At 64.9% G+C, this 23,138-nt stretch carries 21 protein-coding genes and 2 riboswitches; of the genes, 11 read left to right on the top strand and 10 right to left on the bottom strand.

What is annotated here, in order from left to right; translation table 11 throughout:
- Nucleotides 1-99: 99 nt before the first annotated feature.
- The 9 genes from IF10I1_RS19915 to IF10I1_RS19955 all read left to right on the top strand — a co-directional run bounded on the left by IF10I1_RS19915 (nt 100) and on the right by IF10I1_RS19955 (nt 11,212).
- Entirely contained in the window at nt 100-2,304 is a 2,205-nt protein-coding gene (locus tag IF10I1_RS19915; RefSeq protein ID WP_186391520.1) for an EAL domain-containing protein, read from the top strand.
- A gap of 195 nt (nt 2,305-2,499) precedes the next feature.
- On the top strand, nt 2,500-3,432 hold the full coding sequence (locus IF10I1_RS19920) for a helix-turn-helix domain-containing protein (RefSeq protein ID WP_186391521.1): 933 nt from the start codon (nt 2,500-2,502) through the stop codon (nt 3,430-3,432).
- Nucleotides 3,433-3,556: 124 nt separating this feature from the next.
- Nucleotides 3,557-4,996, top strand: coding sequence for an aldehyde dehydrogenase family protein (locus IF10I1_RS19925; protein ID WP_208994295.1), 1,440 nt, complete (start codon nt 3,557-3,559; stop codon nt 4,994-4,996).
- Between the two features lie 11 nt (nt 4,997-5,007).
- Complete coding sequence (locus tag IF10I1_RS19930) at nt 5,008-6,657, top strand: GMC family oxidoreductase (protein ID WP_186391522.1); 1,650 nt, start codon at nt 5,008-5,010, stop codon at nt 6,655-6,657.
- Nucleotides 6,658-6,896: 239 nt separating this feature from the next.
- A complete protein-coding gene (gene cobF, locus IF10I1_RS19935; protein ID WP_371328521.1) occupies nt 6,897-7,712 on the top strand; it encodes a precorrin-6A synthase (deacetylating) in 816 nt (271 codons plus the stop codon).
- The gene (gene cobG / locus IF10I1_RS19940; RefSeq protein WP_186391524.1) at nt 7,709-9,082 is read left to right on the top strand and encodes a precorrin-3B synthase; all 1,374 of its coding nucleotides are present in this window, start codon (nt 7,709-7,711) and stop codon (nt 9,080-9,082) included. The genes cobF and cobG overlap by 4 nt, the downstream gene beginning before the upstream one ends.
- Nucleotides 9,079-9,711, top strand: a complete 633-nt coding sequence (locus IF10I1_RS19945; protein ID WP_186391525.1) for a precorrin-8X methylmutase — start codon at nt 9,079-9,081, stop codon at nt 9,709-9,711. The genes cobG and IF10I1_RS19945 overlap by 4 nt, the downstream gene beginning before the upstream one ends.
- A complete protein-coding gene (locus tag IF10I1_RS19950) occupies nt 9,708-10,451 on the top strand; it encodes a precorrin-2 C(20)-methyltransferase (protein ID WP_186391526.1) in 744 nt (247 codons plus the stop codon). The genes IF10I1_RS19945 and IF10I1_RS19950 overlap by 4 nt, the downstream gene beginning before the upstream one ends.
- Complete coding sequence (locus IF10I1_RS19955) at nt 10,448-11,212, top strand: precorrin-3B C(17)-methyltransferase (RefSeq protein ID WP_186391527.1); 765 nt, start codon at nt 10,448-10,450, stop codon at nt 11,210-11,212. Before IF10I1_RS19950 ends, IF10I1_RS19955 begins: the two co-directional genes overlap by 4 nt.
- Here IF10I1_RS19955 and IF10I1_RS19960 read toward each other — a convergent pair.
- The gene (locus IF10I1_RS19960) at nt 11,176-11,988 is read right to left on the bottom strand and encodes a cobalt-precorrin-6A reductase (RefSeq protein WP_208977094.1); all 813 of its coding nucleotides are present in this window, start codon (nt 11,986-11,988) and stop codon (nt 11,176-11,178) included. The genes IF10I1_RS19955 and IF10I1_RS19960 overlap by 37 nt on opposite strands.
- Here IF10I1_RS19960 and cbiE point away from each other — a divergent pair.
- Nucleotides 11,924-13,210, top strand: coding sequence for a precorrin-6y C5,15-methyltransferase (decarboxylating) subunit CbiE (gene cbiE / locus IF10I1_RS19965; protein WP_186391528.1), 1,287 nt, complete (start codon nt 11,924-11,926; stop codon nt 13,208-13,210). The genes IF10I1_RS19960 and cbiE overlap by 65 nt on opposite strands.
- Complete coding sequence (gene cobM / locus IF10I1_RS19970) at nt 13,210-13,974, top strand: precorrin-4 C(11)-methyltransferase (protein WP_050473485.1); 765 nt, start codon at nt 13,210-13,212, stop codon at nt 13,972-13,974. The genes cbiE and cobM overlap by 1 nt, the downstream gene beginning before the upstream one ends.
- Nucleotides 13,975-14,059: 85 nt before the next feature.
- Here cobM and nrdF read toward each other — a convergent pair whose 3' ends face one another.
- The 9 genes from nrdF to IF10I1_RS20015 form a co-directional block, all read right to left on the bottom strand.
- Complete coding sequence (gene nrdF, locus IF10I1_RS19975) at nt 14,060-15,034, bottom strand: class 1b ribonucleoside-diphosphate reductase subunit beta (protein ID WP_186424622.1); 975 nt, start codon at nt 15,032-15,034, stop codon at nt 14,060-14,062.
- Nucleotides 15,035-15,164: 130 nt separating this feature from the next.
- A complete protein-coding gene (nrdE, locus tag IF10I1_RS19980) occupies nt 15,165-17,369 on the bottom strand; it encodes a class 1b ribonucleoside-diphosphate reductase subunit alpha (protein WP_186424623.1) in 2,205 nt (734 codons plus the stop codon).
- Nucleotides 17,363-17,761 carry a class Ib ribonucleoside-diphosphate reductase assembly flavoprotein NrdI gene (nrdI, locus tag IF10I1_RS19985; protein ID WP_019963800.1) on the bottom strand — a complete coding sequence of 133 codons (399 nt, stop codon included), beginning with the start codon at nt 17,759-17,761 and terminating at the stop codon, nt 17,363-17,365. Before nrdI ends, nrdE begins: the two co-directional genes overlap by 7 nt.
- 22 nt (nt 17,762-17,783) lie before the next feature.
- Nucleotides 17,784-18,005, bottom strand: a complete 222-nt coding sequence (gene nrdH / locus IF10I1_RS19990; protein WP_019963799.1) for a glutaredoxin-like protein NrdH — start codon at nt 18,003-18,005, stop codon at nt 17,784-17,786.
- 289 nt (nt 18,006-18,294) lie between these two features.
- Nucleotides 18,295-18,510, bottom strand: a riboswitch (cobalamin riboswitch).
- Between the two features lie 71 nt (nt 18,511-18,581).
- A complete protein-coding gene (locus tag IF10I1_RS19995; protein ID WP_186424624.1) occupies nt 18,582-19,043 on the bottom strand; it encodes a pseudoazurin in 462 nt (153 codons plus the stop codon).
- Nucleotides 19,040-19,843 (bottom strand): ABC transporter ATP-binding protein, encoded by an 804-nt coding sequence (locus IF10I1_RS20000; RefSeq protein WP_186424625.1) that lies wholly within the window; start codon nt 19,841-19,843, stop codon nt 19,040-19,042. The genes IF10I1_RS19995 and IF10I1_RS20000 overlap by 4 nt, the downstream gene beginning before the upstream one ends.
- A complete protein-coding gene (locus IF10I1_RS20005) occupies nt 19,840-20,865 on the bottom strand; it encodes an iron ABC transporter permease (RefSeq protein WP_186424626.1) in 1,026 nt (341 codons plus the stop codon). Before IF10I1_RS20005 ends, IF10I1_RS20000 begins: the two co-directional genes overlap by 4 nt.
- On the bottom strand, nt 20,865-21,890 hold the full coding sequence (locus IF10I1_RS20010) for an ABC transporter substrate-binding protein (RefSeq protein ID WP_186391533.1): 1,026 nt from the start codon (nt 21,888-21,890) through the stop codon (nt 20,865-20,867). The genes IF10I1_RS20005 and IF10I1_RS20010 overlap by 1 nt, the downstream gene beginning before the upstream one ends.
- A 249-nt stretch (nt 21,891-22,139) precedes the next feature.
- A riboswitch (cobalamin riboswitch) is annotated at nt 22,140-22,386 on the bottom strand.
- Between the two features lie 121 nt (nt 22,387-22,507).
- Nucleotides 22,508-23,128, bottom strand: a complete 621-nt coding sequence (locus IF10I1_RS20015; protein ID WP_019963794.1) for a 2,3-bisphosphoglycerate-dependent phosphoglycerate mutase — start codon at nt 23,126-23,128, stop codon at nt 22,508-22,510.
- Nucleotides 23,129-23,138 lie beyond the last annotated feature (10 nt).

Below are 23,138 nucleotides of genomic sequence, written 5' to 3' on the forward strand. Positions count from 1 at the left end.
CGTCCCGGTTGCCCGCAGCGCGGTGGTGGTCCACTTCTGGAGATCGATTTGGGGGGAGAGAGGATCAGGAAGCCTGGTCCTTTTGCTGAGGGACACGGTTTGACTGAAGAGACCTCGATTTCTCCGCAGACCCATGTAGATGTCAGGCCGCTGACGGAACTTGATCTCGCCTGCGCGGCGGGAACATTGCTGCACAGCGTGCGCCATCCGGCTGCCCTGCTCACGGCGCGGGGAAGGTTTCTGCTGGCCAATCAGGCCTTGCTGGAAGAGCTGGCCTGCAGCAGCGCGCTTCTGACCGGGCGTCCCCTTGAAGCTGTGATCAACGAGCCGGCCCTGCGCCGCCTGAGGCCGCTGATCGAGATGGCGGCGCGCGGCAAGCCGGCCATGGCCGAGGGCATGTTTGCCTTTGACGAGGGGCGCGGGGCGCCGATGCGGCTGACCTGCACTCCCTTGCGCACCGCCGCTGCGCCGCGCCAGACGCAGCTGCTGTTTCTGGAGTTGCGCGAGCTTGCATTTGTTGGTCCTGCCGAGCGGCGCATGCGCATTGCCCAGCAGGCGGCGCATCTGCTGGCCGGGCGGGTGCTGATGCTGGGGCGCAATGGCCGGGTGGCCGATGTGCTCCCGGTCGATGACCATGATCCGCAGCTGGCCACGCTCCAGGATATGGATGAGAGCGCCCTTACCGGCATGCATCTGGCAGAGCTTGCCGGCCACGAGCTTTTCCGCCGGGCGCTGGAGCCGGCTTTTGATGCGGCGCTGGAGGGCGAATGCACCCATGTCACTCTGCCGTCCGGTCAGATGACGGGTGCGCTGGCGCAGCTGTGCCAGCGCAAGGCCGGTGCACCGGGCAGCGCGGAAATGCTCAAGGATGTGGTGCTGACCTTTGCGCCCAGCCGTGACTGGGTTGGCCGCGCCGACGGGGTCATGCTGGTGCTGGGCACTGCCTTGGGAGCCGGTGCAGGCCGCGAGCCGGAAGCGCGCACGCGGGAGCTGGAGCGCCTTGCCATGGAGGACCCGTTGACGGGCCTGGCCAACCGGCGTGCCTTCCAGCAGGCGCTTGAGACGGAACTGACCCGGGTGCGGGCGGGCGCCTCTGCCGGCATTACGGTGCTGGTGGTGGATCTTGACCAGTTCAAGATCATCAATGACCGGGCCGGGCATATGGCAGGCGATGCCATGCTGGAGCGTATCGCCGCCCAGCTCCGCCAGATCGCGGGGGAAACGGCGCTTGTGGCGCGGCTTGGCGGTGACGAGTTTGCCATCATCCGCTTCAGCGCCGATGAGGATGGCGCCCATGGCTTTGCCGGCACCATCGCGGCCTCTCTGGCCCAGCTCAACTTCCCGTGGGACGGCGCGGTTTACCGCACCGGCGGCAGCATCGGCTTTGCCGTTCTGGACCGGCAGTTTGCCCGTACGCTCAATGCTTCGGCAGCGGATGTGCTGCGCTGGGCCGATCAGGCCTGCATTTCCAGTAAGGCGCTGGGCGGGGGCAAGGTGCTGCAGTTCCGCTTTGATGAGCATCTTCTGGCCTCCTACAAGGCCTCGCGCTCCAATCTGGAGCGGATCGAGCAGGCGCTGGCCGCTGACCGCCTGCAGCTCTTTTCCCAGCCGGTGTGCTGCACGGCCACGGGCCGCACGGTGATGACCGAATTGCTGCTGCGGGTGGACGACGAGGAACTGGGCCTTCTGGAGCCGCAGGGCGTGCTGTCGGCCGCCGCACGGCATGGCCTGCTGCCGCAGGTCGACCGGCGGGTGGTCGAACTGGCGCTGGCGCGGCTGCGCCGGGGCGGCCGGGCCGCAGCCGGGCAATTCTCCCTCAACCTGTCGGAGCAGTCGCTGGGCGACGGCGGATTTCTGGAGTTCCTGGATGGCGCTCTTGCTGGAAACCGGGGCATCGCCACACGGCTGGCCTTTGAGGTGTCCGAGCTGGCGGTCGCGCGCGAAACCGCAGGCATGACGCGGCTTGCCGCCATCCTCAAGGCCCATGGCGCAACGCTCATTCTGGACGATTTCGCCGGCAACTGGCCGAGAACCACGCATCTGAAGGGCCTTGGCCTCAAGTGGCTGAAGATCGACGGCAGCATGACGGCGAGCCTGCTGAGCGACCGGGTGCAGCGGGTCCAGGTCAAGGGCATCGTGCTGGTGGCCGCCTCGCTGGGGGCAAGGGTCATCGCCGAAGCGGTGGAGAATGAGGACACCGCCGTTTGCCTCGCCGAGCTTGGCGTCTTCACCGCGCAGGGCTTTCATTTCGGCGCCCCGCAGCCCTGGACCAGCGCCGCCGACCTCCTGAAAAAAGCCGCGTGAGGCGCCCCCGCAGGGACGCGGCGCAGAGCTGGAAGGCTGGGCTCTGCGCAGGAGCGGCTTGACAGCGCGGTTGCGCAAGGGCTCAATGAAGGTGGCTCAGGAATAATGCGTAGAGGCGGCAAGCCGTCCGCAAGCGCAAGGCACAGACCGGAATGACCGGAGCCACCTTCACATGCGGATGGGGCGTGGCACGCCATGAGGGAGCATTTCGCAGCACACGATTTTTCCGGCATCGGGGCCTTCCGGGAGGGGATCGCGAAGGTCTGCGGCTGCTTTGACGTGCGCGCAGCAGAGGGCGGAACGGCTTCCGCCAGCCCGGCCTTTCAGGCCAGCACGGCCTTGCGCCAGTCGAACGGGCTGGAACTGGCCTATGTGGCGGTGGCGGGCGCCAGCGTGCTGCGCAGCGGGCAGGCCTTCCGCACGGATCATCTCGATCATTTTGTCCTGACCATCCAGAACCGGGGTTCGGCCCGCATGCGCCAGCTGGAGGGGGATGTGGTCATGCGCCCCGGCGACATGTTCCTGATGGATGCGGCAAGGCCAAGCCACTTCAATTTCGAGCAGGGTTTCAGCGAACAGCTCTCCGTGCATCTGCCGCGGGAGGATCTGATCCGCCGCATTCCGGGCCTGCCGGGCGGGGGAATTGCGATCCGCCGGGAGGACAGCATCGCCATTGCCATGCAGGCGGTGCTGAACCGGCTCTGCGAAAGCCGGGAAGAGGCGGCAACGCCGCTGCAGGAGGCCTTGTTCGCGCTCTTCGGCAGCTACATGCATGATCTTGCCCGTGGCTCTGCGGACCATGGTGTGCAGGGAGAGGGGCTTTTCGGCGAGGCGCTGCGGCTGATCCGGCAGAATTTCCGTGATCCTGATTTCAGCGCCGGCACCCTCTGCGCGCTTCTGGGGGTTGCGCCCCGGCAGCTTCAGCGGGCCTTTGCCCGCCACGGGGACAGCCCGCGCGAACAGATCCTCGCCATCCGGCTCGATGCAGCGCGGCGGCGCCTCATGGCCGAGCCGCAGCGCACGGTGGCCGATATTGCCTATGAGCAGGGCTTTGGCGATCTGTCGCATTTCTACCGCGCCTACCGCCGCCGTTTCGGCCATGCACCGGGGGCCGCCAGCCATCACTGAAAACGGGCGGCCGCTGTGTCTGTTGTGACGCTTCACACCAAGGCATCTGTCGCATGCGCCCAAGACCGCACCCGGCGGGCGCGCCTAACCTTCCTTCATAATAATCCTGAAGGAGGGAACTGACATGACCTTGCATGCTTCGGATGCCGCTGCATCCGCGCCCGTCTATCCGCTCATCATCAATGGCCAGAAGGTCAATCTGGATACTGTCTTCGCGGTTGATGATCCTGCCACCGGTGCTGTCGTCGGCTTTGCCCCCAATGCGGGCGAGGCGGAGCTGAATGCCGCCGTTGCCGCAGCCGCTGCGGCCTTTCCGGGCTGGTCCTCGCGCCCGGATGCGGACCGTGTGGCTGCCTGCCATGCGATTGCAGACAAGTTGGAAGCCCATGCGGATGAACTCTCGCGCCTCATTACCCGCGAGCAGGGCAAGCCGCTCAACGGCGTTGGCTCCCGTTTCGAGGTGCAGGGTGCTGCGGGCTGGTGCCGCTACACGGCCGGTCTGACCTTGCCGGTGGAGGTGCTGCAGGACGGCGAGGCCGGGCGCGTCGAGATGCACCGCAAGCCGGTTGGCGTCGTCGGTTCCATCACGCCGTGGAACTGGCCGATGATCATTGCCGTCTGGCACATTCTTCCGGCCATCCGCAGCGGCTGCACGGTCGTATGCAAGCCCTCGCCCTACACACCGCTCTCCACCCTGCGCATGGTGGAACTGATGAACGAGGTCCTCCCCGCCGGTGTCGTCAACGTGGTGACCGGCGATGACAAGGGCACCAGCCTCGGCGGGCTCATTTCCGCCCATCCGGACATCCGCAAGGTGGTCTTCACCGGTTCGACGGCCACCGGCCAGAAGGTGATGCGCTCCGCCGCCGACACGATGAAGCGCCTGACGCTGGAGCTGGGCGGCAATGACGCGGGCATCGTGCTGCCCGATGCCGATCCGCAGGCCATTGCCGAAGGCCTGTTCTGGGGCGCCTTCATCAACATGGGCCAGACCTGCGCCGCGCTGAAGCGGCTCTATGTGCACGACAGCATCCATGATGCGGTGGTCGAGGCGCTGGCCGCCTATATCCGCAACATCCCGGTCGGCAATGGCCTGGAGGAAACCTCGGTGATGGGGCCGGTGGCCAACAAGATGCAGTTCGACAAGGTGGCAGCGCTGGTGGAAAGCGCCAAGGCCAAGGGCACTGTCGTCACCGGCGGGGCTCCGGGCGAAGGCCTGTTCTTCCCGCCGACGGTGATCACCGGCCTGTCGAACGGGGATCCGTTGGTTGATCAGGAGCAGTTCGGCCCGGCGCTGCCGGTCATCCGCTACACCGATCTGGAGGAGGCGATCCGCGCCGCCAATGACAGCCCGTCCGGCCTTGGCGGCTCGGTCTGGTCATCCGATCCGGAGAAGGTGCGGGCGGTTGCCTCGCGGCTCGAATGCGGCACCGTCTGGATCAACAAGCACGGCATGATCCAGCCCAACGCCCCCTTCGGCGGCACGAAGATGTCGGGCCTTGGTGTCGAGTTCGGCCAGGAGGGGCTGCTCGAATACACGGACATTCAGGTGATGATTCTCTGAGGGGGGCAGGCATGACCAAAGAGATGAACAACGGGCTCACCCGGCGCAGCTTTATCGGCAAGGTTGCCGTCGCCAGCGGTGTGCTGGTGCTGGCCAACGGCCTGCCGGGCGCATCCATCAACACGGCCGAAGCGCTGGACGGCAGCTTTGACTACATCATCTGCGGGGCAGGCAGCGCGGGCTGCGTGCTGGCGGCAAGGCTCAGCGAATCGGGGGCGAAGGTGCTGCTGATCGAGGCGGGAGGCCCCGACAACAGTGAAGCCATCTCCACCCCTGTCCGGCTGATCGAGCTGTGGCGTTCGGAATATGACTGGGCCTACCGCACCGTGCCGCAGAAACATGCGAACGGACGGCGGATCGACTGGCCGCGCGGCAAGACGCTGGGCGGATCGTCCTCGCTCAACGGCATGATCTATGTGCGCGGTGCGCCCACCGACTATGACCGCTGGGCCTCCTTCGGCAATGAGGGCTGGGCCTGGAAGGACGTGCTGCCCTATTTCCTCAAATCCGAGGATTACGATGGCGAGGCCTCGGCCTATCACGCCAAGGGCGGGCCGCTGCATGTGCGCTCGAAGATCACCCCGCACCCGGTCTGCAAGGCCATGCGCGATGCGGCCATCGAGGCCGGGCATGCGGACAATCCCGATTGCAACGGCGAAAGCCAGATGGGGGCGGGCTATTGCCACCTCAACATCAAGGACGGCAAGCGCCAGTCCACCGCCGTTGCCTTCCTGCGCCCGGCGCTGGAGCGGCCCAACCTGACGCTCATCACCAATGCCCGCGTGCTGAAGGTGGAGATCGAGAATGGCCGCGCCACCGGCGTCACCTACATGCAGGACAGCCAGATCCATACGGTCAAGGCGGCAAAGGAGGTGGTGCTGACGGGCGGTGCCATCGAAAGCCCGCGCATGCTGATGCTGTCCGGCATCGGCCCGAAGGCGCATCTGGAAGAGATGGGCATCGAGGTAAAGCTGGACCTGCCGGGTGTTGGCGAAAACCTGCATGACCACACTCTGCTGCCGGTCATCTGGGAAGCGTCCCAACCCGTGCCGCCGCCGCAGGATCCGGGGATGACCGTGCTGCATGTGCAGCTCTTTACCAAGACGAGGCCGGATCTGCCTGAGCCGGACCTGCAGCCGCTCGGCTTCCACGTGCCCACCTATGTGGAAGGGCAGGATGCCTCGGTCAGCAACGGCTTCACCTTCAACGCCGGTGGCGTGCGGCCGGTTTCGCGCGGCACGCTGCGGCTTTCCTCGGCCGATCCGGATGCAGAACTGCTGCTCGACCCGCAGCTTCTCTCCGCTCAGGAAGATGTGGACGCGCTTGTCCATTGCATCCGCCTGCTGCGCGAGGTGGCGGAACAGCCCTCGATGAAGGCGTGGGTGAAGCGGGAAATCTATCCGGGGCCGGAGGCGCAGTCGGATGAGGCGCTGGCAGACTATGCCCGCTCGGCGCTGGTGACCTATCACCACCAGTGCGGCACCTGCAAGATGGGCGACGATGAGCTGTCGGTCGTGGATGCGCAGCTGCGCGTGCGCGGGATTGACGGCCTTCGCATCGCCGATGCTTCGATCATGCCCGACGTGCCCACCGGCAACACCAATGCGCCGGTCATCATGATCGCCGAAAAGGCGGCCGACATGATCAAGGCGGACGCCTGACCCCGCAGCCTGAAAGGCATGCTTCGCGCCCCGGCTGCAGGAGACTGTGGCCGGGGTTTTTTGTTTTGCAGCAGCCTGCTGGCCAAAAGGAGGAAACTGCCGCAGGCCTTGCGGCTGGCCTTCGGGACTCTGGCAGGTTAATGTCGCGGCTCAGGGTGCAAGGCCAGTTCCTGCGCCGCAATGACTTCCCGCGGGACCCATGCAGGGACGCGGACCGGGAGCGCTGGGCGCACGGGGGAATGATGACGAGACGGGTTCGGGTCATCGGGATTGGCGCAGGCAATCCCGAGCATTTGACCATGGAAGCGGTCAATGCGCTGAACAGCTGCGACGCGCTTTTTCTGCCAAGGAAAGGCGGGGAAAAGGACTTCCTCGTGCGGCTGCGCGAACAGATCTGCGGCCGCTACATCACCCGCAATGACCCGAAACTCGTGCATTTCGACATGCCCGTCCGCCGCAAGGACAGCAACTACCCGGCGGCCGTGGACGACTGGCATCTGGCGATTGCCGGAATCTACGAGCAGCTTCTGGCGGAAGAGATTGGCCCGGAGGGGACCGCAGGCGTGCTCGTCTGGGGCGATCCCATGCTCTATGACAGCACCATCCGCATCATGGAGCACCTGCGCGACCGCGGGCGGATCGCCTTCGACTATGACGTCATTCCCGGCATCAGCAGCCTGCAGGTGCTGTGCGCAAGGCACAGGATTCCGCTCAACCGCATCGGCCAGCCGGTGGAGATCACCACCGGCCGCCGGCTGGCGCAGGGCTGGTCCGCAGGGTCCGAGGATGTGGCGGTGATGCTCGACGGGGTTCAGGCCTATGAGGGCGCCGGTGAGCCGGACGCGCAGATCTTCTGGGGCGCCTATCTGGGCACGGAGATGGAAATTCTCGTCTCGGGCCGGCTGGGAGACGTGGCGGCGGAGATTTCCCGCCTGCGGCAGGCCGCAAGGGCAAAGCATGGCTGGATCATGGACACCTATCTCATCCGCCGCCCGGCATCCAGTCTGACGGCGCAGGATGAAACCGTCCCCCTGAACCGGGAGGATGCGGCATGAGCGCGCTGAAGACACCGGCTCTGGCCGTTGGGGAGGCTCCACGTGTTCCGGTCAGGCGGGGGGCGTGCCCGTCGCTGGCCGCGCCCATGGCCACGGGCGATGGCCTTCTCGTGCGGCTGCGTCCGCAGGCGCCCGGCCTCAGCCCGGCCGGATGGATGACGATGGCAGGGCTTGCCCGCCGCACCGGCAACGGTCTACTGGAGGTGACCGCGCGCGGCAATCTGCAGATTCGCGGCCTGACGCCGGAGAGCGCCGCTCCGCTGGCCGAAGGGTTGCAGGCCGCCGGCATCGAGACGCGCACGGGCACGGCCATCGAGGTTCCGCCCCTGTCCGGGCTCGATCCGTCTGAAACGGCGGATGCCACAGAGCTTGCCGAAGCGATCCGGCAGGGCATTGCCAGCCATGTTCCGCCGCTCGCCCTTGCGCCGAAATTGGCAATCACGGTCAACGGCGGCGGCTGTTTCAACCTGTCCACGGCCAGCGCGGACATCCGGCTCGATGCGGTGAAGGCAGAGGGCGGCGTGCTTTGGCGCGTGGCACTGGCGGGCGATGCCGGATCGGCAAAGCCCGTTGCCCTTCTGCCGGAGGAAGCTGCAGTGGCCCGGGTGATGGAGCTGCTGCGCGCCCTGTCGCAGCGCGCCAGCCACGCACGCGGGCGGGATATTGCCCCTGATATCGAGGGGAGAGAGGACGGCGCAGATCCTGAGGCCGGCTTCCCCGCGCCGGTCAGGCCAGCGGGTGTGATCCGCAGCGGTGCTCTCCTCGTGCTGGCGCTCCGGCTCGCCTATGGCCGCATCCACGCGGATGAGCTGGAAGCACTGATGGCTGGGCTTCAGCGCCTCGGCGCCACGGAAATCCGGCTTGCGCCGGATCACGCGCTGCTGGTGCTGGGGCTGACGGAAGAGACGGTGGAAGCCGCCGCAACCCTTGCCGCGGCGCAAGGGCTCATCACATCGCCGTCTGATCCGGTGCATTTCATTTCCGCCTGTCCCGGCACCGGCTTTTGTGCGGCGGCAAGGATCAACACCCGCCAGCTGGCAGAATGTCTCATCAGCGCCGCTTCGGCCGCAGAACCGGGTGTGCTCGATGGCTCCTGCCGCGTTCATGTTTCCGGCTGTTCCAAGGGCTGTGCCCATCCGCAGGCGGCGGCGCTGACGGTCACCGGCACGGAGCAGGGGGCAGCCATCGTGCTGGGCGGACGGGCGGACAGCCGGCCGGACCTGCAGCTTTCTCCGCAGAGGCTGGAAACAGTTCTGCCCCGCCTGCAGCGCGGGATTGAACTGAACCGCCAACCGGGGCAAACAGCGCAGCACGTGCTCGGCGCAAGCGGAGCCGCCATCCTCGCCATGGCCGGGGCAGAAAGGGCATGATGCATTACGACTATATCAAGGACGGGACAGCCATCTACGAGCAGTCCTTCGCCATCATCCGCGCGGAGGCGGACCTGTCGCGGTTCTCCGTGGCGGAAGCGGATGTTGCCGTCCGGATGATTCATGCCTGCGGCCTGGTCGAGGCCGCCGCGCATTTCAGCTTCTCACCGGATTTCGTGTCTGCGGCGCGTCAGGCGCTGCTTTCGGGCGCGCCGGTGTTCTGTGATGCGGAAATGGTCGCGCGTGGGGTCACCGCGGCGCGCCTGCCGGCCAACAATGAGGTCATCTGCACCTTGCGCGATTCCCGCACGCCGGAGATGGCGGCTGAGATCGGCAACACCCGCTCGGCGGCGGCCATGCGGCTCTGGCTGGACCGGATGGCTGGCTCTGTCGTGGCCATTGGCAATGCCCCGACGGCGCTGTTCTACTTGCTGGAGCTGCTGCGCGATGGCGCGCCGAAGCCCGCAGCCATCATCGGCATGCCGGTGGGATTTGTCGGCGCGGCGGAGTCCAAGGAAGCGCTGGCGGATAACCCCTGGGGCGTGCCCTTTGCCACGGTGCACGGACGGCTGGGCGGCAGCGCAATGACGGCTGCCGCAGTCAACGCTCTGGCGAGGCCCGGCCTATGAGTGCGCAGAACGCTGCCCCCGGCCGCCTTTACGGGGTGGGAACGGGGCCGGGTGATCCGGAACTGATGACCGTCAAGGCCGTGCGCATATTGGGTGAGGCGGATGTGATCGCCTGGTTCGCCAAGGCCGGACGCACCGGCAATGGCCGCCGCATCGCGGACAGCATGATCCGGCCGGGCGTGGAAGAGCTGCCGCTCTACTATCCGGTCACCACTGAGATCGACAAGCATGAGGCGGCCTATACCTCCTGCCTTGAAGCCTTCTACGAGGAGTCGGCCGAGGCGATTGCGGCGCATCTGAATGCCGGGCGCACGGTCGCGGTCCTGTCCGAAGGCGATCCGATGTTCTACGGCTCCTACATGCACATGCATGTGCGGCTGGCGGACCGGTTTGACGTCGAAGTCATTCCCGGCATCACGGCAATGTCCGGCTGCTGGTCGCGCACCGGCGTGCCTATTGCGCAAGGGGATGACGTTCTGTCCGTGCTGCCGGGCACCATGGCCGAAGCCGAGCTGCAGCGCCGGCTTGCCGATACGGAGGCGGCGGTGATCATGAAGATCGGCCGCAACCTGCCGAAAGTCCGGCGGGCGCTGGCCGCCTGTGGCCGTCTGGAGGACGCGATCTACGTGGAGCGCGGCACCATGGCGGCGGAAAAGGTGGTGCGTCTGGCTGCCAAGCCGGATGACGCGGCGCCCTATTTCTCGCTGGTGCTCGTGCCGGGCTGGAGCGGGCTGCGATGAGCGGGCGCCTCTATGTGATCGGCACCGGGCCGGGCAATCCCTTGCAGATGACGCCGGAAGCCCAGGCTGCCGTGGATGATTCAACCGCCTTCCTCGGCTATCTGCCCTATCTGGAGCGGCTCACCCTGCGCCCGGATCAGATGCGGATCGCCTCGGACAACCGGGAAGAGCTGGCCCGTGCCCGCGATGCGCTGGAGAGAGCCGCGAGGGGCGAGCGGGTCTGCATGGTCTCCGGCGGTGATCCGGGCGTCTTTGCCATGGCGGCAGCCGTGTGCGAGGCCATCGAGCATGGGCCGGACGGCTGGAAGCAGGTCGATCTCGTCATTGTTCCAGGCATCACCGCCATGCTGGCCGTTGCTGCCCGGATTGGCGCGCCGCTTGGCCATGATTTCTGTGCCATTTCCCTGTCCGACAATCTGAAGCCTTGGCCGCTGATCGAAAAGCGGCTGCGCCTTGCCGCAGAAGCCGGGTTTGTCATGGCGTTCTACAATCCGGTCAGCAAGGCCCGGCCCTGGCAGTTGGACCGGGCCTTCGAGCTGCTGCGGGAAGTTCTGAAGCCGGAGACGCTGGTCATCTTCGGCCGGGCTGCGGGGCGTCCGGATGAACGGATCGTGGTGGCGCCGCTTTCCGCAGCCCATGCCGGAATGGCGGATATGGCCACCTGCGTCATCATCGGCTCGGCGGAGACACGGCGCGTGCCGCGTGAGGGCCTGCCGGATCTCGTCTACACGCCGCGCTTTGCAGCATCTTCAAGCCAGTGACTGATCAGGGTCATGGCTTCATCGGCACTGCCGGCACTGAGGGGCGCCTCATGAGCACTGCGTTCGATCATCATCACCGGAAGGCCGAGGTGGCGGGCGGCCTCCAGTTTGGCATAGGTCGCCTCGCCGCCGCTGTTCTTGCAGATGATGACGTCGATGCCCTGGCCGGTCAGAAGATCCAGCTCCGCCTCCACCGTGAAGGGACCGCGCGCCAGAATGTTCCGGGCATAGGGCACGGCAGGCGCCGGATCGACGGGATCGACGCTGCGGATCAGGTAGTGGTGCTGCGGCGCGGCCTCGATGGCCGAAGCCCCCTGCCGTCCTGTTGCGAGAAAGACGCGGCGTGGCGCGGCGCCGAGGGCTTCCACCGCCTCCCGGATCGTGCGGAACGGGGTCCAGTCGTCCCCCGGCTGCGCCGTCCAGGCGGGCCGCTCCAGCTTCAGCAGCGGTATTCCGGTCTGCCGGCTTGCTTCCACCGCATTGGCCGTCATGCGCCGGGCAAAAGGATGGGTGGCATCGATGAGCAGGCGGATATTCTCCTGCCGCAGATAGGCGGCAAGCCCCTCCGCGCCGCCAAACCCGCCGGAGCGCACCGGCGCGGGCAGGGCGGCAGGATCCAGCGTGCGGCCCGCAAGCGACAGGGTGACCGTCAGGTCCTCACGCTGAACGAGCCGTTCCGCCAGTGCCCGCGCGTCTGCCGTACCGGCCAGAATGAGGATATGTCTCGTGCCCAAGCGTGATCTCCCGCCGTCTCCCCAGCATCCCTGGCTGACCATCATCGGCATCGGTGAGGATGGTTTAGCGGGCATTGGCGAGGCTGCCAAGGCAGCGCTTGCAGCGGCGGAGGTGGTCTTCGGCGGTGTCCGGCATCTCGATCTTGCCGGGGCTGCGATCACCGGCGAAGCCCGCCCCTGGCTCAGCCCGTTCGAGCGCTCGGTCGGGGCCGTTGCCGCCGAACGCGGGCGGGCGGTTGTTGTGCTGGCTTCAGGTGATCCGTTTCTTTATGGCGCAGGGGCGACGCTTGCCCGTCGGATACCGGTGAGCGAGATGCAGGTCATTCCGCACCCGTCGTCCTTCAGCCTTGCCGCCTCACGCCTTGGCTGGGCTCTGGCGGAGACGGTCTGTGTGTCCGTGCATGGCCGCCCCGTGGAGCTGATCCGCCCGCATCTCCATCCCGGCGCCCGCATACTTGCGCTGACCTCGGATGAGCACGGACCTGCCGTCATCGCAAGCCTTCTGACCGCGGATGGCTTCGGCGCCTCGCAGGTTCATGTGCTGGAGGCGCTCGGCGGGGACAGGGAGTGCATCAGCTGCCAGACCGCCGGGGCTTTTGCCCCTCAGGACTTCCATGCGCTGAATGTCTGCGCCATCGAAGTACTGGCAGGTTCTGGTGCGCGGGTGCTGCCCTATGCGCCGGGGCTCGATGACAGCCTGTTCGAGCATGATGGCCAGATCACCAAGCGCGAGGTCAGGGCACTGACCCTGTCCGCCCTTGCCCCGAGGCGCGGGGAACTCCTGTGGGATGTTGGCGGCGGTTCCGGCTCGGTCAGCATCGAATGGATGCTGGCAGATGTTTCGCTCAAGTCGATCGCCATCGAAAGCGATGGCGAACGCGCCTCCCGCATCCGCCGCAATGCCGCAAGCTTCGGCGTGCCCGGCCTGCAGGTCATTGAGGGCGAAGCGCCTGCAGCGCTGACGGATCTGCCTGCGCCCGATGCCGTGTTCGTTGGCGGTGGCGGCACGAACCCCGGCGTCATGGAAACGGTCATCGAACGGCTGAAGCCGGGCGGCCGCCTTGTGGCCAATGCGGTGACGACAGAAATGGAAGCCGTGCTTCTTGCCCTGCATGCCCGCAACGGCGGCTCGCTGACGCGCATTGAAATCACCCGCGCCTCACCCATCGGCTCGATGCACGGCTGGCGGCCGGCCATGCCCGTCACCCAATGGAGCTGGACGAAGCCGGGTGCGGCTGCAGACCCAATCAAAGAGGAAGAATGATGAAGGTCCATTTTATCGGCGCAGGCCCGGGCGCGGCTGATCTGATCACCGTTCGGGGCCGCAGCCTGATCGAAAGCTGTCCGGTCTGCCTTTATGCCGGATCTCTCGTATCGGAAGAGCTGCTGGCTTTCTGTCCGGAGGGCGCGCGGATCATCGACACGGCGCCGCTGTCGCTGGACGAGATCGAGGCCGAGTTCCTGCGTGCTTCCGAAAACGGGCAGGATGTTGCCCGCCTGCACTCAGGCGACCTGTCGGTCTGGAGCGCGGTGGCCGAGCAGATCCGGCGGCTGGACCGGCTGGGCATCGGCTATACGATGACACCGGGCGTCCCTGCCTTTGCGGCGGCCGCCTCGGCGCTCGGGCGCGAGTTGACGATCCCCGCCGAGGCCCAGAGCCTTGTGCTGACCCGCGTGTCAGGCCGGGCATCGCCCATGCCGGAGGGGGAAACGCTTGAGCGGTTCGGTGCCACCGGCGCGACACTGGCGATCCACCTCGCCATCCATGCGCTTGACAGGGTGGTGGCGGAGCTGACCCCGCTTTACGGCGCGGATTGCCCGGTTGCCATCGTCGTCAAGGCGTCCTGGCCGGACGAGCGGATCGTCTCCGGCACGCTGGCGGATATCTGTGCCAAGGTGGCGGAGAACCCCATCGAGCGCACGGCGCTGATCTTTGTGGGCCACGGGCTTGGCGCCAAGGAGTTCCGCGAAAGCGCGCTCTACGATCCAGCCTATCAGCGCCGCTTCAGGGGCCGGGAAGGCTTGTGACGCAGCAAGCCGCCGCGTGAAAAAAAGAACAGGGCCTCACGCGCAAGCGTAAGGCCCTGAAATCATCCAAGCTTCTGGCCGGCTCTCAGAAATCCCAGTCTTCGTCTTCCGTCGCCACGGCCTTGCCGATGACATAGGACGAGCCGGAGCCGGAGAAGAAGTCGTGATTCTCGTCGGCATTCGGCGAAAGAGCCGAGAGAATTGCCGGGTTCACCTTGCAGGCCTCCGCCGGGAACAGGGCTTCATAGCCGAGATTCATCAGCGCCTTGTTGGCGTTGTAATGCAGGAACTTCTTCACGTCCTCGGTCAGGCCCGCACCGTCGTAAAGGTCTTCGGTGTAGCGGGTCTCGTTGTCGTAAAGCTCCAGCAGCAGGTCGAAGGCGAAATCCTTGATCTCCTGGCGGCGGGCTTCCGGCTCCCGGTCCAGCGCGCGCTGGAACTTGTAGCCGATGTAATAGCCATGCACCGCCTCGTCGCGGATAATCAGGCGGATAAGGTCCGCCGTGTTGGTCAGCCTGGCGCGGCTCGACCAGTACATCGGCAGATAGAAGCCGGAGTAGAACAGGAAGCTTTCGAGGAAGACGGAAGCCACCTTTTTCTTCAGCGGGTCGCCGCTCCCGTACTGCTCCATGATCAGCGCGGACTTCTTCTGCAGGAACTCGTTCTCCTCCGACCAGCGGTAGGCCTCGTCCACATCCGGCGTCAGGCAGAGCGTCGAGAAGATGGAGGAATAGGAGCGCGCATGCACCGCTTCCATGAAGGAGATGTTCGACAGAACCGCCTCTTCATGCTGGGTCACGGCATCTTCCATCAGCGTCACCGCGCCAACACCGTTCTGGATCGTGTCCAGCAGGGTGAGGCCGGTGAAGACGCGGATGGTCAGGCGCTGCTCTTCCGGGCGCAGGGTGGCCCAGGACTGAATGTCGTTGGACAGCGGAACTTTCTCGGGCAGCCAGAAATTGCCGGTCAGGCGGTTCCAGACTTCCAGATCCTTGTCGTCCTCGATGCGGTTCCAGTTGATGGCGCGCACGCGGGAGGCGGGCTTGATGTGCATGTTCATGATGCTTTCTCCACGGGCCAGACAGCTTATACCAATGCTCGATGAGCTTGACTTATCGAGCATTGGCTAAGCCCTTGCGGCGCTTGAGCATTTTCAAGGCGTGATGCGTCAGCATCTCAGAGCCTTGGTATTAGAGAGTGCAGGACACGCAGCCCTGAACCTGCGTGCCGTCCAGAGCCATCTGGCGCAGGCGGATGTAATAGATGGTCTTGATGCCCTGCTTCCAGGCGTAGATCTGCGCCCGGTTGATGTCGCGGGTCGTGGCCGTGTCGCGGAAGAACAGCGTCAGCGACAGGCCCTGATCCACGTGCTGGGTGGCTGCGGCATAGGTGTCGATGATCTTCTCCGGCCCGATCTCGTAGGCATCCTGATAATAGTCGAGGTTCTCGTTCGACATGTAGGGCGCCGGATAATAGACGCGGCCGATCTTGCCTTCCTTGCGGATCTCGATCTTCGACACGATCGGGTGGATCGAGGAGGTCGAGTGGTTGATGTAGGAGATCGAGCCGGTGGGCGGCACGGCCTGCAGGTTCTGGTTATAGAGCCCGCCTGCCATCACCTCGGCCTTGAGGGCGCGCCAGTCGTCCTGCGTCGGGATATGGATCCCGGCATCAGCGAAAAGCTGCGCCACGCGCTCGGTCTTCGGTGCCCAGACCTGATCCGTGTACTTGTCGAAATATTCGCCCGAAGCATACTTGGACTTCTCGAAGCCCTTGAAGCTGCGGCCCTTTTCGACAGCCAGACGGTTCGACGCGCGGACCGCATGATAGGTCACGGCGTAGAAGTAGATGTTGGTGAAGTCGATGCCTTCTTCCGAGCCGTAGAAGATGCGCTCGCGGGCGAGGTAGCCGTGCAGATTCATCTGGCCAAGGCCGATGGCATGGCTCTCCGCGTTGCCACGGGCGATGGAGGGCACGGAGGTGATGTTGCTCATCTCGGCGACCGCCGTCAGGGCGCGGATGGAGGTTTCGACCGTGCGGCCGAAATCATCCGAATCCATCGTCTTGGCGATGTTCAGCGAGCCGAGATTGCAGGAAATGTCCTTGCCGAGGTGCGAATAGGACAGGTCCTCCTCATAGAGGCTGGCCTCGCTCACCTGCAGGATTTCCGAGCACAGGTTGCTCATGGAAATGCGGCCGGCAATCGGGTTGGCCCGGTTCACCGTGTCCTCGAACATGAGGTAGGGATAGCCGCTCTCGAACTGGATCTCGGCGATGATCTGGAAGAACTCGCGGGCCTTGATCTTGGACTTGCGGATGCGCGCGTCCTCGACCATCTCGCGGTACTTCTCCGTCACCGAAATCTCGGAGAAGGGCACACCGTAGACCCGCTCCACGTCATAGGGCGAGAACAGGTACATGTCCTCGTTGTTGCGGGCGAGCTCGAAGGTGATGTCCGGCACGACGACACCCAGCGACAGGGTCTTGATGCGGATCTTCTCGTCCGCATTCTCGCGCTTGGTGTCGAGGAAGCGCATGATGTCCGGGTGGTGGGCGTTGAGATACACCGCGCCCGCACCCTGACGGGCACCCAGCTGGTTGGCATAGGAGAAGCTGTCTTCCAGCAGCTTCATCACCGGGATGACGCCGGAAGACTGGTTCTCGATGTGCTTGATAGGCGCACCCGATTCGCGCAGGTTCGTCAGGCACAGGGCCACACCGCCGCCGCGCTTGGACAGCTGCAGCGCCGAGTTGATCGACCGGCCGATGGACTCCATGTTGTCTTCGATGCGCAGCAGGAAGCAGGACACCAGCTCGCCACGGCTCTTCTTGCCCGCGTTGAGGAAGGTCGGCGTTGCCGGCTGGAAGCGGCCGGTGATGATCTCTTCCATCATCGCCATGGCCAGGGCTTCGTCGCCGCGCGCCAGCGCCAGCGCCACCATGCAGACGCGGTCCTCGTAACGCTCCAGATAGCGCTTACCGTCAAACGTCTTCAGCGTGTAGGACGTGTAATACTTGAAGGCGCCGAGGAAGGTCGGGAAGCGGAACTTCTTTGCATAGGCAGCGTCGAACAGGTCGCGCACGAAGGCAAAGGAATACTGCTCCAGAACCTCGGGCTCGTAGTAGCCTTCGGTGACCAGATAATCGAGCTTCTCCTTCAGGTTATGGAAGAAGACCGTGTTCTGGTTCACGTGCGAGAGGAAATACTGGCGCGCGGCCTCGCGGTCCTTCTCGAACTGGATCTTTCCCTCATCATCATAGAGGTTCAGCATCGCGTTCAGCGCGTGATAGTCCAGCGCCGTGGACTGGCGGGCATTGCTGCCGCCGGAAGCCGGGGCAACGGCTGCGGAGTGGGTCTTTGCGCCCGCGTCCTGCGGGGAATCCGTGTCTAGCATGTCCAAAACCGTTCCAGTCCGAGGGTGACGTTCTCGACATCCTCCGCCGTGCCCAGAAGCTCGAACCTGTAGAGGAACGGCACGTTGCACTTGGCGGAAATGATGTTGCCGGCAATGGCATAGCCTTCGCCGAAATTGGTGTTGCCCGCTGCGATGACGCCGCGGATGAGCTTGCGGTTCTGCTCCTCGTTGAGAAAGCGGATCACCGGTTTCGGCACCGCGCCCTTCGCCGTGCCGCCGCCATAGGTCGGCGTCACCAGCACGAAGGGCTCACTCACGAGGGGCACGGGCGCGCTGGCGTCCACGGGCAGGCGGATGGCGTCATACCCCAGCTTCTCGACGAAGCGGCGGGTGTTTTCCGACGTGCTGGAAAAATAGACGAGCCTGCCCATGGTGCACGCGCCCTTCAGGGGTTCAGCCGAGGCCGCCGATCAGGTCCGGGCGGAAACCGGCCCAGTGGTTTTCACCGGCGACAACCACCGGCACCTGACGGTAGCCAAGGCCGGTCACGTAGTCATAGGCCGCCGTGTCTTCGGAAATGTCCACCAGCGTGTAGTCGATGCCCTTGCGCTCCAGGGCGCGGGTGGTGGCATTGCACTGAACGCAGGCGGGCTTGCTGTAGACGGTGACGGTCATCGGTCGATCCTCATATGACGGACGTGACAAAGGGTTCGGCCACGCATCTGCGCAGCCGGCATCAGATAAAAACTCAAGGACAATTCCCACGCTGCGGCATCCGGACCAATCCGGTGGAGCGGGAGAAAACGGGCCGCAGGTGACTACCCCGGCGGAAACTCGAAAACGGCTCTCTTGATCATGCCTGCACCCCGAAGCACTGCTGCCGAAGCAGATGGCGCTGGCCAGAGGGAGCGGACAGCCCGGCAGAGCCGGACATGAACTGACCACACCCCTCCGGCACCCCGCCGGTGGACGTTACGCTCAAGGCAGGTCTCCTGGCTCACGGGTCATCACGCCGCCCCGCCTTCCCAGGCCTTGCGGCCAAGTGGCAGAATGGGACGAACGCTCACCGTTCACAGTTGCGGGGGCAGCCTGGGAATTGCCGGATTTCCGCCGGTTTCACCCTGTTCCCGTCTTAGCTCATCGGCGTTTCCGCCGGAGAACCCTGAACAGGACTCAACATAGCGGAGATTCGATTTTTATCAATCCCTATGTGAGCTGACGCAGGATACCCACAAGATGTAGTTATCTGGCTCAGAGGCCGGAGCGGGCCAAAATCTCTTCGAAGCGCTTGAGAGAGGCAGGGGGAACGCTTGCGTCGGGAAAACCCGCAGGCCGGGCGGCATCGCCGACCCGAATCACCATGACCATACCCATGGTATAGTGCGGTGAGCATTTGATGCCATAGAGTCCCGGTCGATCAAAGGTGATGGAAATCTCCTCGTTGATCTTGCCGGTGAAACCGGCGAAGCCCTCGGGCACCATTGTGGCGATAGAAGCGGCATTGTGGCTCTTGTGGCCAACCCGGAAGGTCACCGTATCGCCCGGCGCGATCTGCACGAAATCGGGCTCGAACACCATGGTGCCATGGGCGCCCCGGTTCAGCATCTGGACGTCGACAGTCCCGGCTCGGGTTGCAGCGGTGCTTGCCATGAGCAGGGACTGGGCAGAAACAAAGCTGAGGAAAAGGGTGCGGGCGAGGCTGCGCATCATCATGCTGCTGCTCCTTGAAGCGGGTGTTTGCTGCGGCGGCTGGATGGCCGGGCATACCGGATATGGCACTCGCCCTCCGGTCCCGTTTCCACCGTGGCCTCGACCTTGAAGACCCTGGCCAGAAGATCTGGGGTGAGAATGCTGCCGGGACGGCCCTGCGCAGCGATCCGGCCAGCGTCCATCACGATCAGCCGGTCGCAGAACATGGCCGCGTGATTGAGGTCATGCAGCGCGGCAATGACGCTGAGCCCCTGCGAGCTGACAAGGTCCAGCAGGCCGATCTGATGCTCGATGTCGAGGTGATTGGTGGGTTCATCCAGGATGAGGATCGCCGGCTGCTGTGCCAGGGCACGGGCGATCTGCAGCCGCTGCTTTTCCCCGCCGGAGAGGGTTAGCCATTCCCGTGTCTCGAACTCCTGCATGCCGGCCGCCGCGATGGCGCCCGAGACGATGGCATCGTCCTCGCTGGACCATTGCCGCAGAATGCTGAGATGCGGGGTGCGGCCAAGCTCCACGACCTGGCGCGCGGTCAGCCGCTCGCTGGTCTCCGCATGCTGCTCGACCACGGCAATCCGGCGTGCAATGTCACGCCGGGACAGATCCGTCATGGGCGTGCCCATGACGGTCACATGTCCGGATGCGGGCCTGCGCAGCCCGGAGAGCATGGACAGAAGGGTCGACTTCCCTGAGCCGTTGGGTCCGGCAATGCCCAGAAACTCGCCTTCTGCGAGATCAAGGCTGACCTTGTCGTTGATGAGGCGGCCTTGCGCGCGCCATGTCAGGTCATGAGCTGTCAGCATCATCGTGTCACTGGCCTGTGGATCAGGAGAAGGGCAAAGGCAGGGGCACCGGCAAGGGCGGTCATCACGCCGATGGGCAGCACCTGTCCGGGGATCAGGATCCGCGACAGAATGTCGGCAAAGATCATGAACACCGCACCGAGCCAAGCTGAAACCGGCAGCAGCAGCCCATGCCGGACGCCAACCAGCAGCCGGGCGGCATGGGGAATGACCAGTCCGACGAAGCCGATCGACCCGGCTATGCTGACCATGACGGCGGTCATGATGGCCGCCGTGGCGATCAGGATCATATAAACCCGGCGCACCGGAACCCCGGCAGATGCGGCGGCGTTGGTTCCGAAGGCAAAGGCGTCCAGATGCCTTGCATGCAGCAGGCAGACGAGGAAACCGGCCAGGGCCACCGGTACGGCCAGCCCGGCATCCGGCCAGCGCACGCCCGACAGATTGCCGAGCAGCCAGAACATGATGCCGCGTGCCTGATCGGCCGTCGCCGACTTGGTGACGATGAAGGAAGTGACCGCGTTGAAAAGCTGCGAACAGGCGATACCCGCCAGAATCACGGCGGCACTGCTGCGTCCGGCGAGGACGGCCAGCAGGCTGACCAGGCCGAAGGCCGTGAGCGCACCGGCAAAGGCCCCGAGGGGAAGGGACAGCAGCCCGCCCCCGAGCCCGAGAATGGCAACACTGACCGCGCCAGTGGAGGCTCCCGCCGAGATGCCCAGGATATAGGGGTCGGCCAGGGCATTGCGCAGCAGCGACTGGAGGATTGCCCCGCACAAGGCCAGAGATGCGCCGCAGGCCGCAGCAGCAACGGCACGGGCAACCCGGTAGTTCCAGATCACCCCTTCGTCGATCGGGTCAAGGACATAACCGGCTGCCCAGAGCCGGTTGGCGGCCGTCTGGAAGACGGTATCAACCGGGATGGAGGTCTCGCCAATGGCAGCCCCGGCGGCAAGAGCTGCAATGAGAGAGACGGTGCCAAGCGCACCGCCTCCCCATTTTCCTGCGTGGAAAGGAAGCGTCATCACTTGGCGAGACCGAAACCGGCCAGCGCATCGGCCAGCACTTCCATGCCTTCGATGGTGCGGATCGTCGGGTTCATGGCCTGTGCATCCATGACGATGATTCGGCCTTCCTTGACCGCAGGCATCAGACTGGTGACCGGATCCTCCTTGAGGAACTTCTGCTTCAGCTCCACGTCATCGGCGGGGAACCGGCGGCGGTCCATCTTGCCGGCGACGATCACCGTGGGGTTGGACCGGGCAATCGTCTCCCAGCCTACGGTCGGCCACTCTTCGTCGCTCTCGATCACATTCTTCAGGCCAAGGCTCGCGGTCATGTAGCCGGGTGCGCCCTTCTGACCCGCCACGTAAGGGTCGATTGCCAGATCGGCACTCGAGAACCAGAAGACGGCCGAGACTTCGCCGTTGACGGCCCCGATCTTCCGGCGTGCGGCCTCCTCCCGCTCCTTCAGCTCTGCGATCAGGGCAGCGCCCCTGTCCTCGACATCGAAGATGCGGGCGAGGTCGTCGATCTCCCGGTAGATCAGGTCCATGGAGAAGCTGGCCTTGCGCAGCCCGTCATCCCCGGCAGAATTGTCCTTGCCGGTGCAGTCGGCCGGAGAGGTGTAGACGGCGATCCCCAGTTCCTCGAACTGTTCCACAGTGGCAACGACGCCCTGCGGGCCGATCTGCCACTGAAACTGGGTGGTCACCAGCTCCGGCCGGGCCCCCGTCACACTTTCAAAGCTGGGCGCATTGTCTGCAAGGCGCGGCACCGTGGCGTTGACCTCCTCATAGCCCTCAATAACGGGGCCGATCCAAAGGGCTGTCCCGGTGATCTTGTCCGCCTGTCCCAGCAGATAGAGAATCTCGGTGGTGCTCTGGCCCACGGAGACGGTCCGCTCCGGTGCCCTGGTGAAGGTCAGTTCCTTGCCGCAGTTCTCCAGCGTCAGCGGATACTGGGTCTTTCCGGCGTGAGCGGCACCAGACAGGGCGAAAGATGCGCAGGCAGCAAGGCCTGCGGCGGCAGCAAAATTGCGCAGAAGCACGGGAGGTTTCCTTCCTTTGGGCAGATGTCATGTCAAGGCGCCGCAATGCGGTTGCATCACGCCTTGAAATGCTCAAGCTCCGCGCGGACCAGACAGCAGTCCGCTGAAGCGGCTGGAGCCAGCGCAGGACCGGGAAGGCAGGGAAGCGCATGCCCCCCGGAGGAAAGGGCAGCAAAACGTCTTGCAGGCTCGAAGGCCTGAGGCAGAAATACCGTCATTTTGATCCTCCTTGAGCATCCCCGCTCAAGCATCTGGATTTCACATGACGGCAGGTCTCCTGGCTCACAGATTTCAGGCTGGTCATTTGCCTTCCCGCACCAGTTGAGGACTGGCGCAGTGACCCGGCGCCTCGAAGGAAGCGCCGCAAGAATGACCGGCATCTGCTTACAGTTGCGGGGGCAGCCACGGATTTGGCCCCTGATTGGGTCGTCCGTACCGTGTTCCCTTTTAATCCCGGCAGCTCTCACTGCCAGAAACCGTCGCAGAAGTAGTATTTTCCGGAAGGCGAACCGTCAAGCTGCAGCTGTGCGGCGGTGCCAACAAAAAAGGCGCCCCTTGCGGGAGCGCCTTTCCGGATGTGCTCTGCGGCAGGCCAGTGGCCGGCGCCGCTCTGAGGATCAGTCTGCCAGATCCTCGACGCTGACCACCTGGCCGTCTTCATCCAGACGGTAGACGACCGGTGCGCCGGTGCCCAGTTCACGCTTGAGGATCTGTTCCGGCGTCAGCTTTTCCAGTTCCATGATCAGTGCGCGCAGGGAGTTGCCGTGGGCGGCAACGATGACGCGGGTGCCTTCCATGACGCGCGGCAGGATCTCGGCGCGGTAATAGGGCAGCACGCGCTCGGCGGTCATCTTCAGGCTTTCGCCGCCCGGAGGGGGCACGTCGAAGGAGCGGCGCCAGATGTGCACCTGCTCCTCGCCGAATTTCTCGCGGGCTTCATCCTTGTTCATGCCGGTGATGTCGCCGTAGTCGCGCTCGTTCAGGGCCTGATCGCGGATCGTCTCCAGACCGTCCTGGCCGAGTTCGGCAAGGATGAGCTTCAGCGTGTGCTGCGCGCGGGTCAGGTCCGAGGTGAAGGCGACATCGAACTTCAGCTTCATGTCGCGCAGCTTGCCGCCGGCGGCCTTGGCTTCACCGATGCCCTGTTCGGTCAGGTCCGGGTCCTTCCAGCCGGTGAAGAGGTTCTTGAGGTTCCATTCGCTCTGGCCGTGGCGGACGAGCACCAAGAGACGTTCCATGCACCGATCT

This window comes from Pannonibacter sp. I15F10I1 (assembly GCF_900185665.1).
Lineage (GTDB): Bacteria > Pseudomonadota > Alphaproteobacteria > Rhizobiales > Stappiaceae > Pannonibacter > Pannonibacter indicus.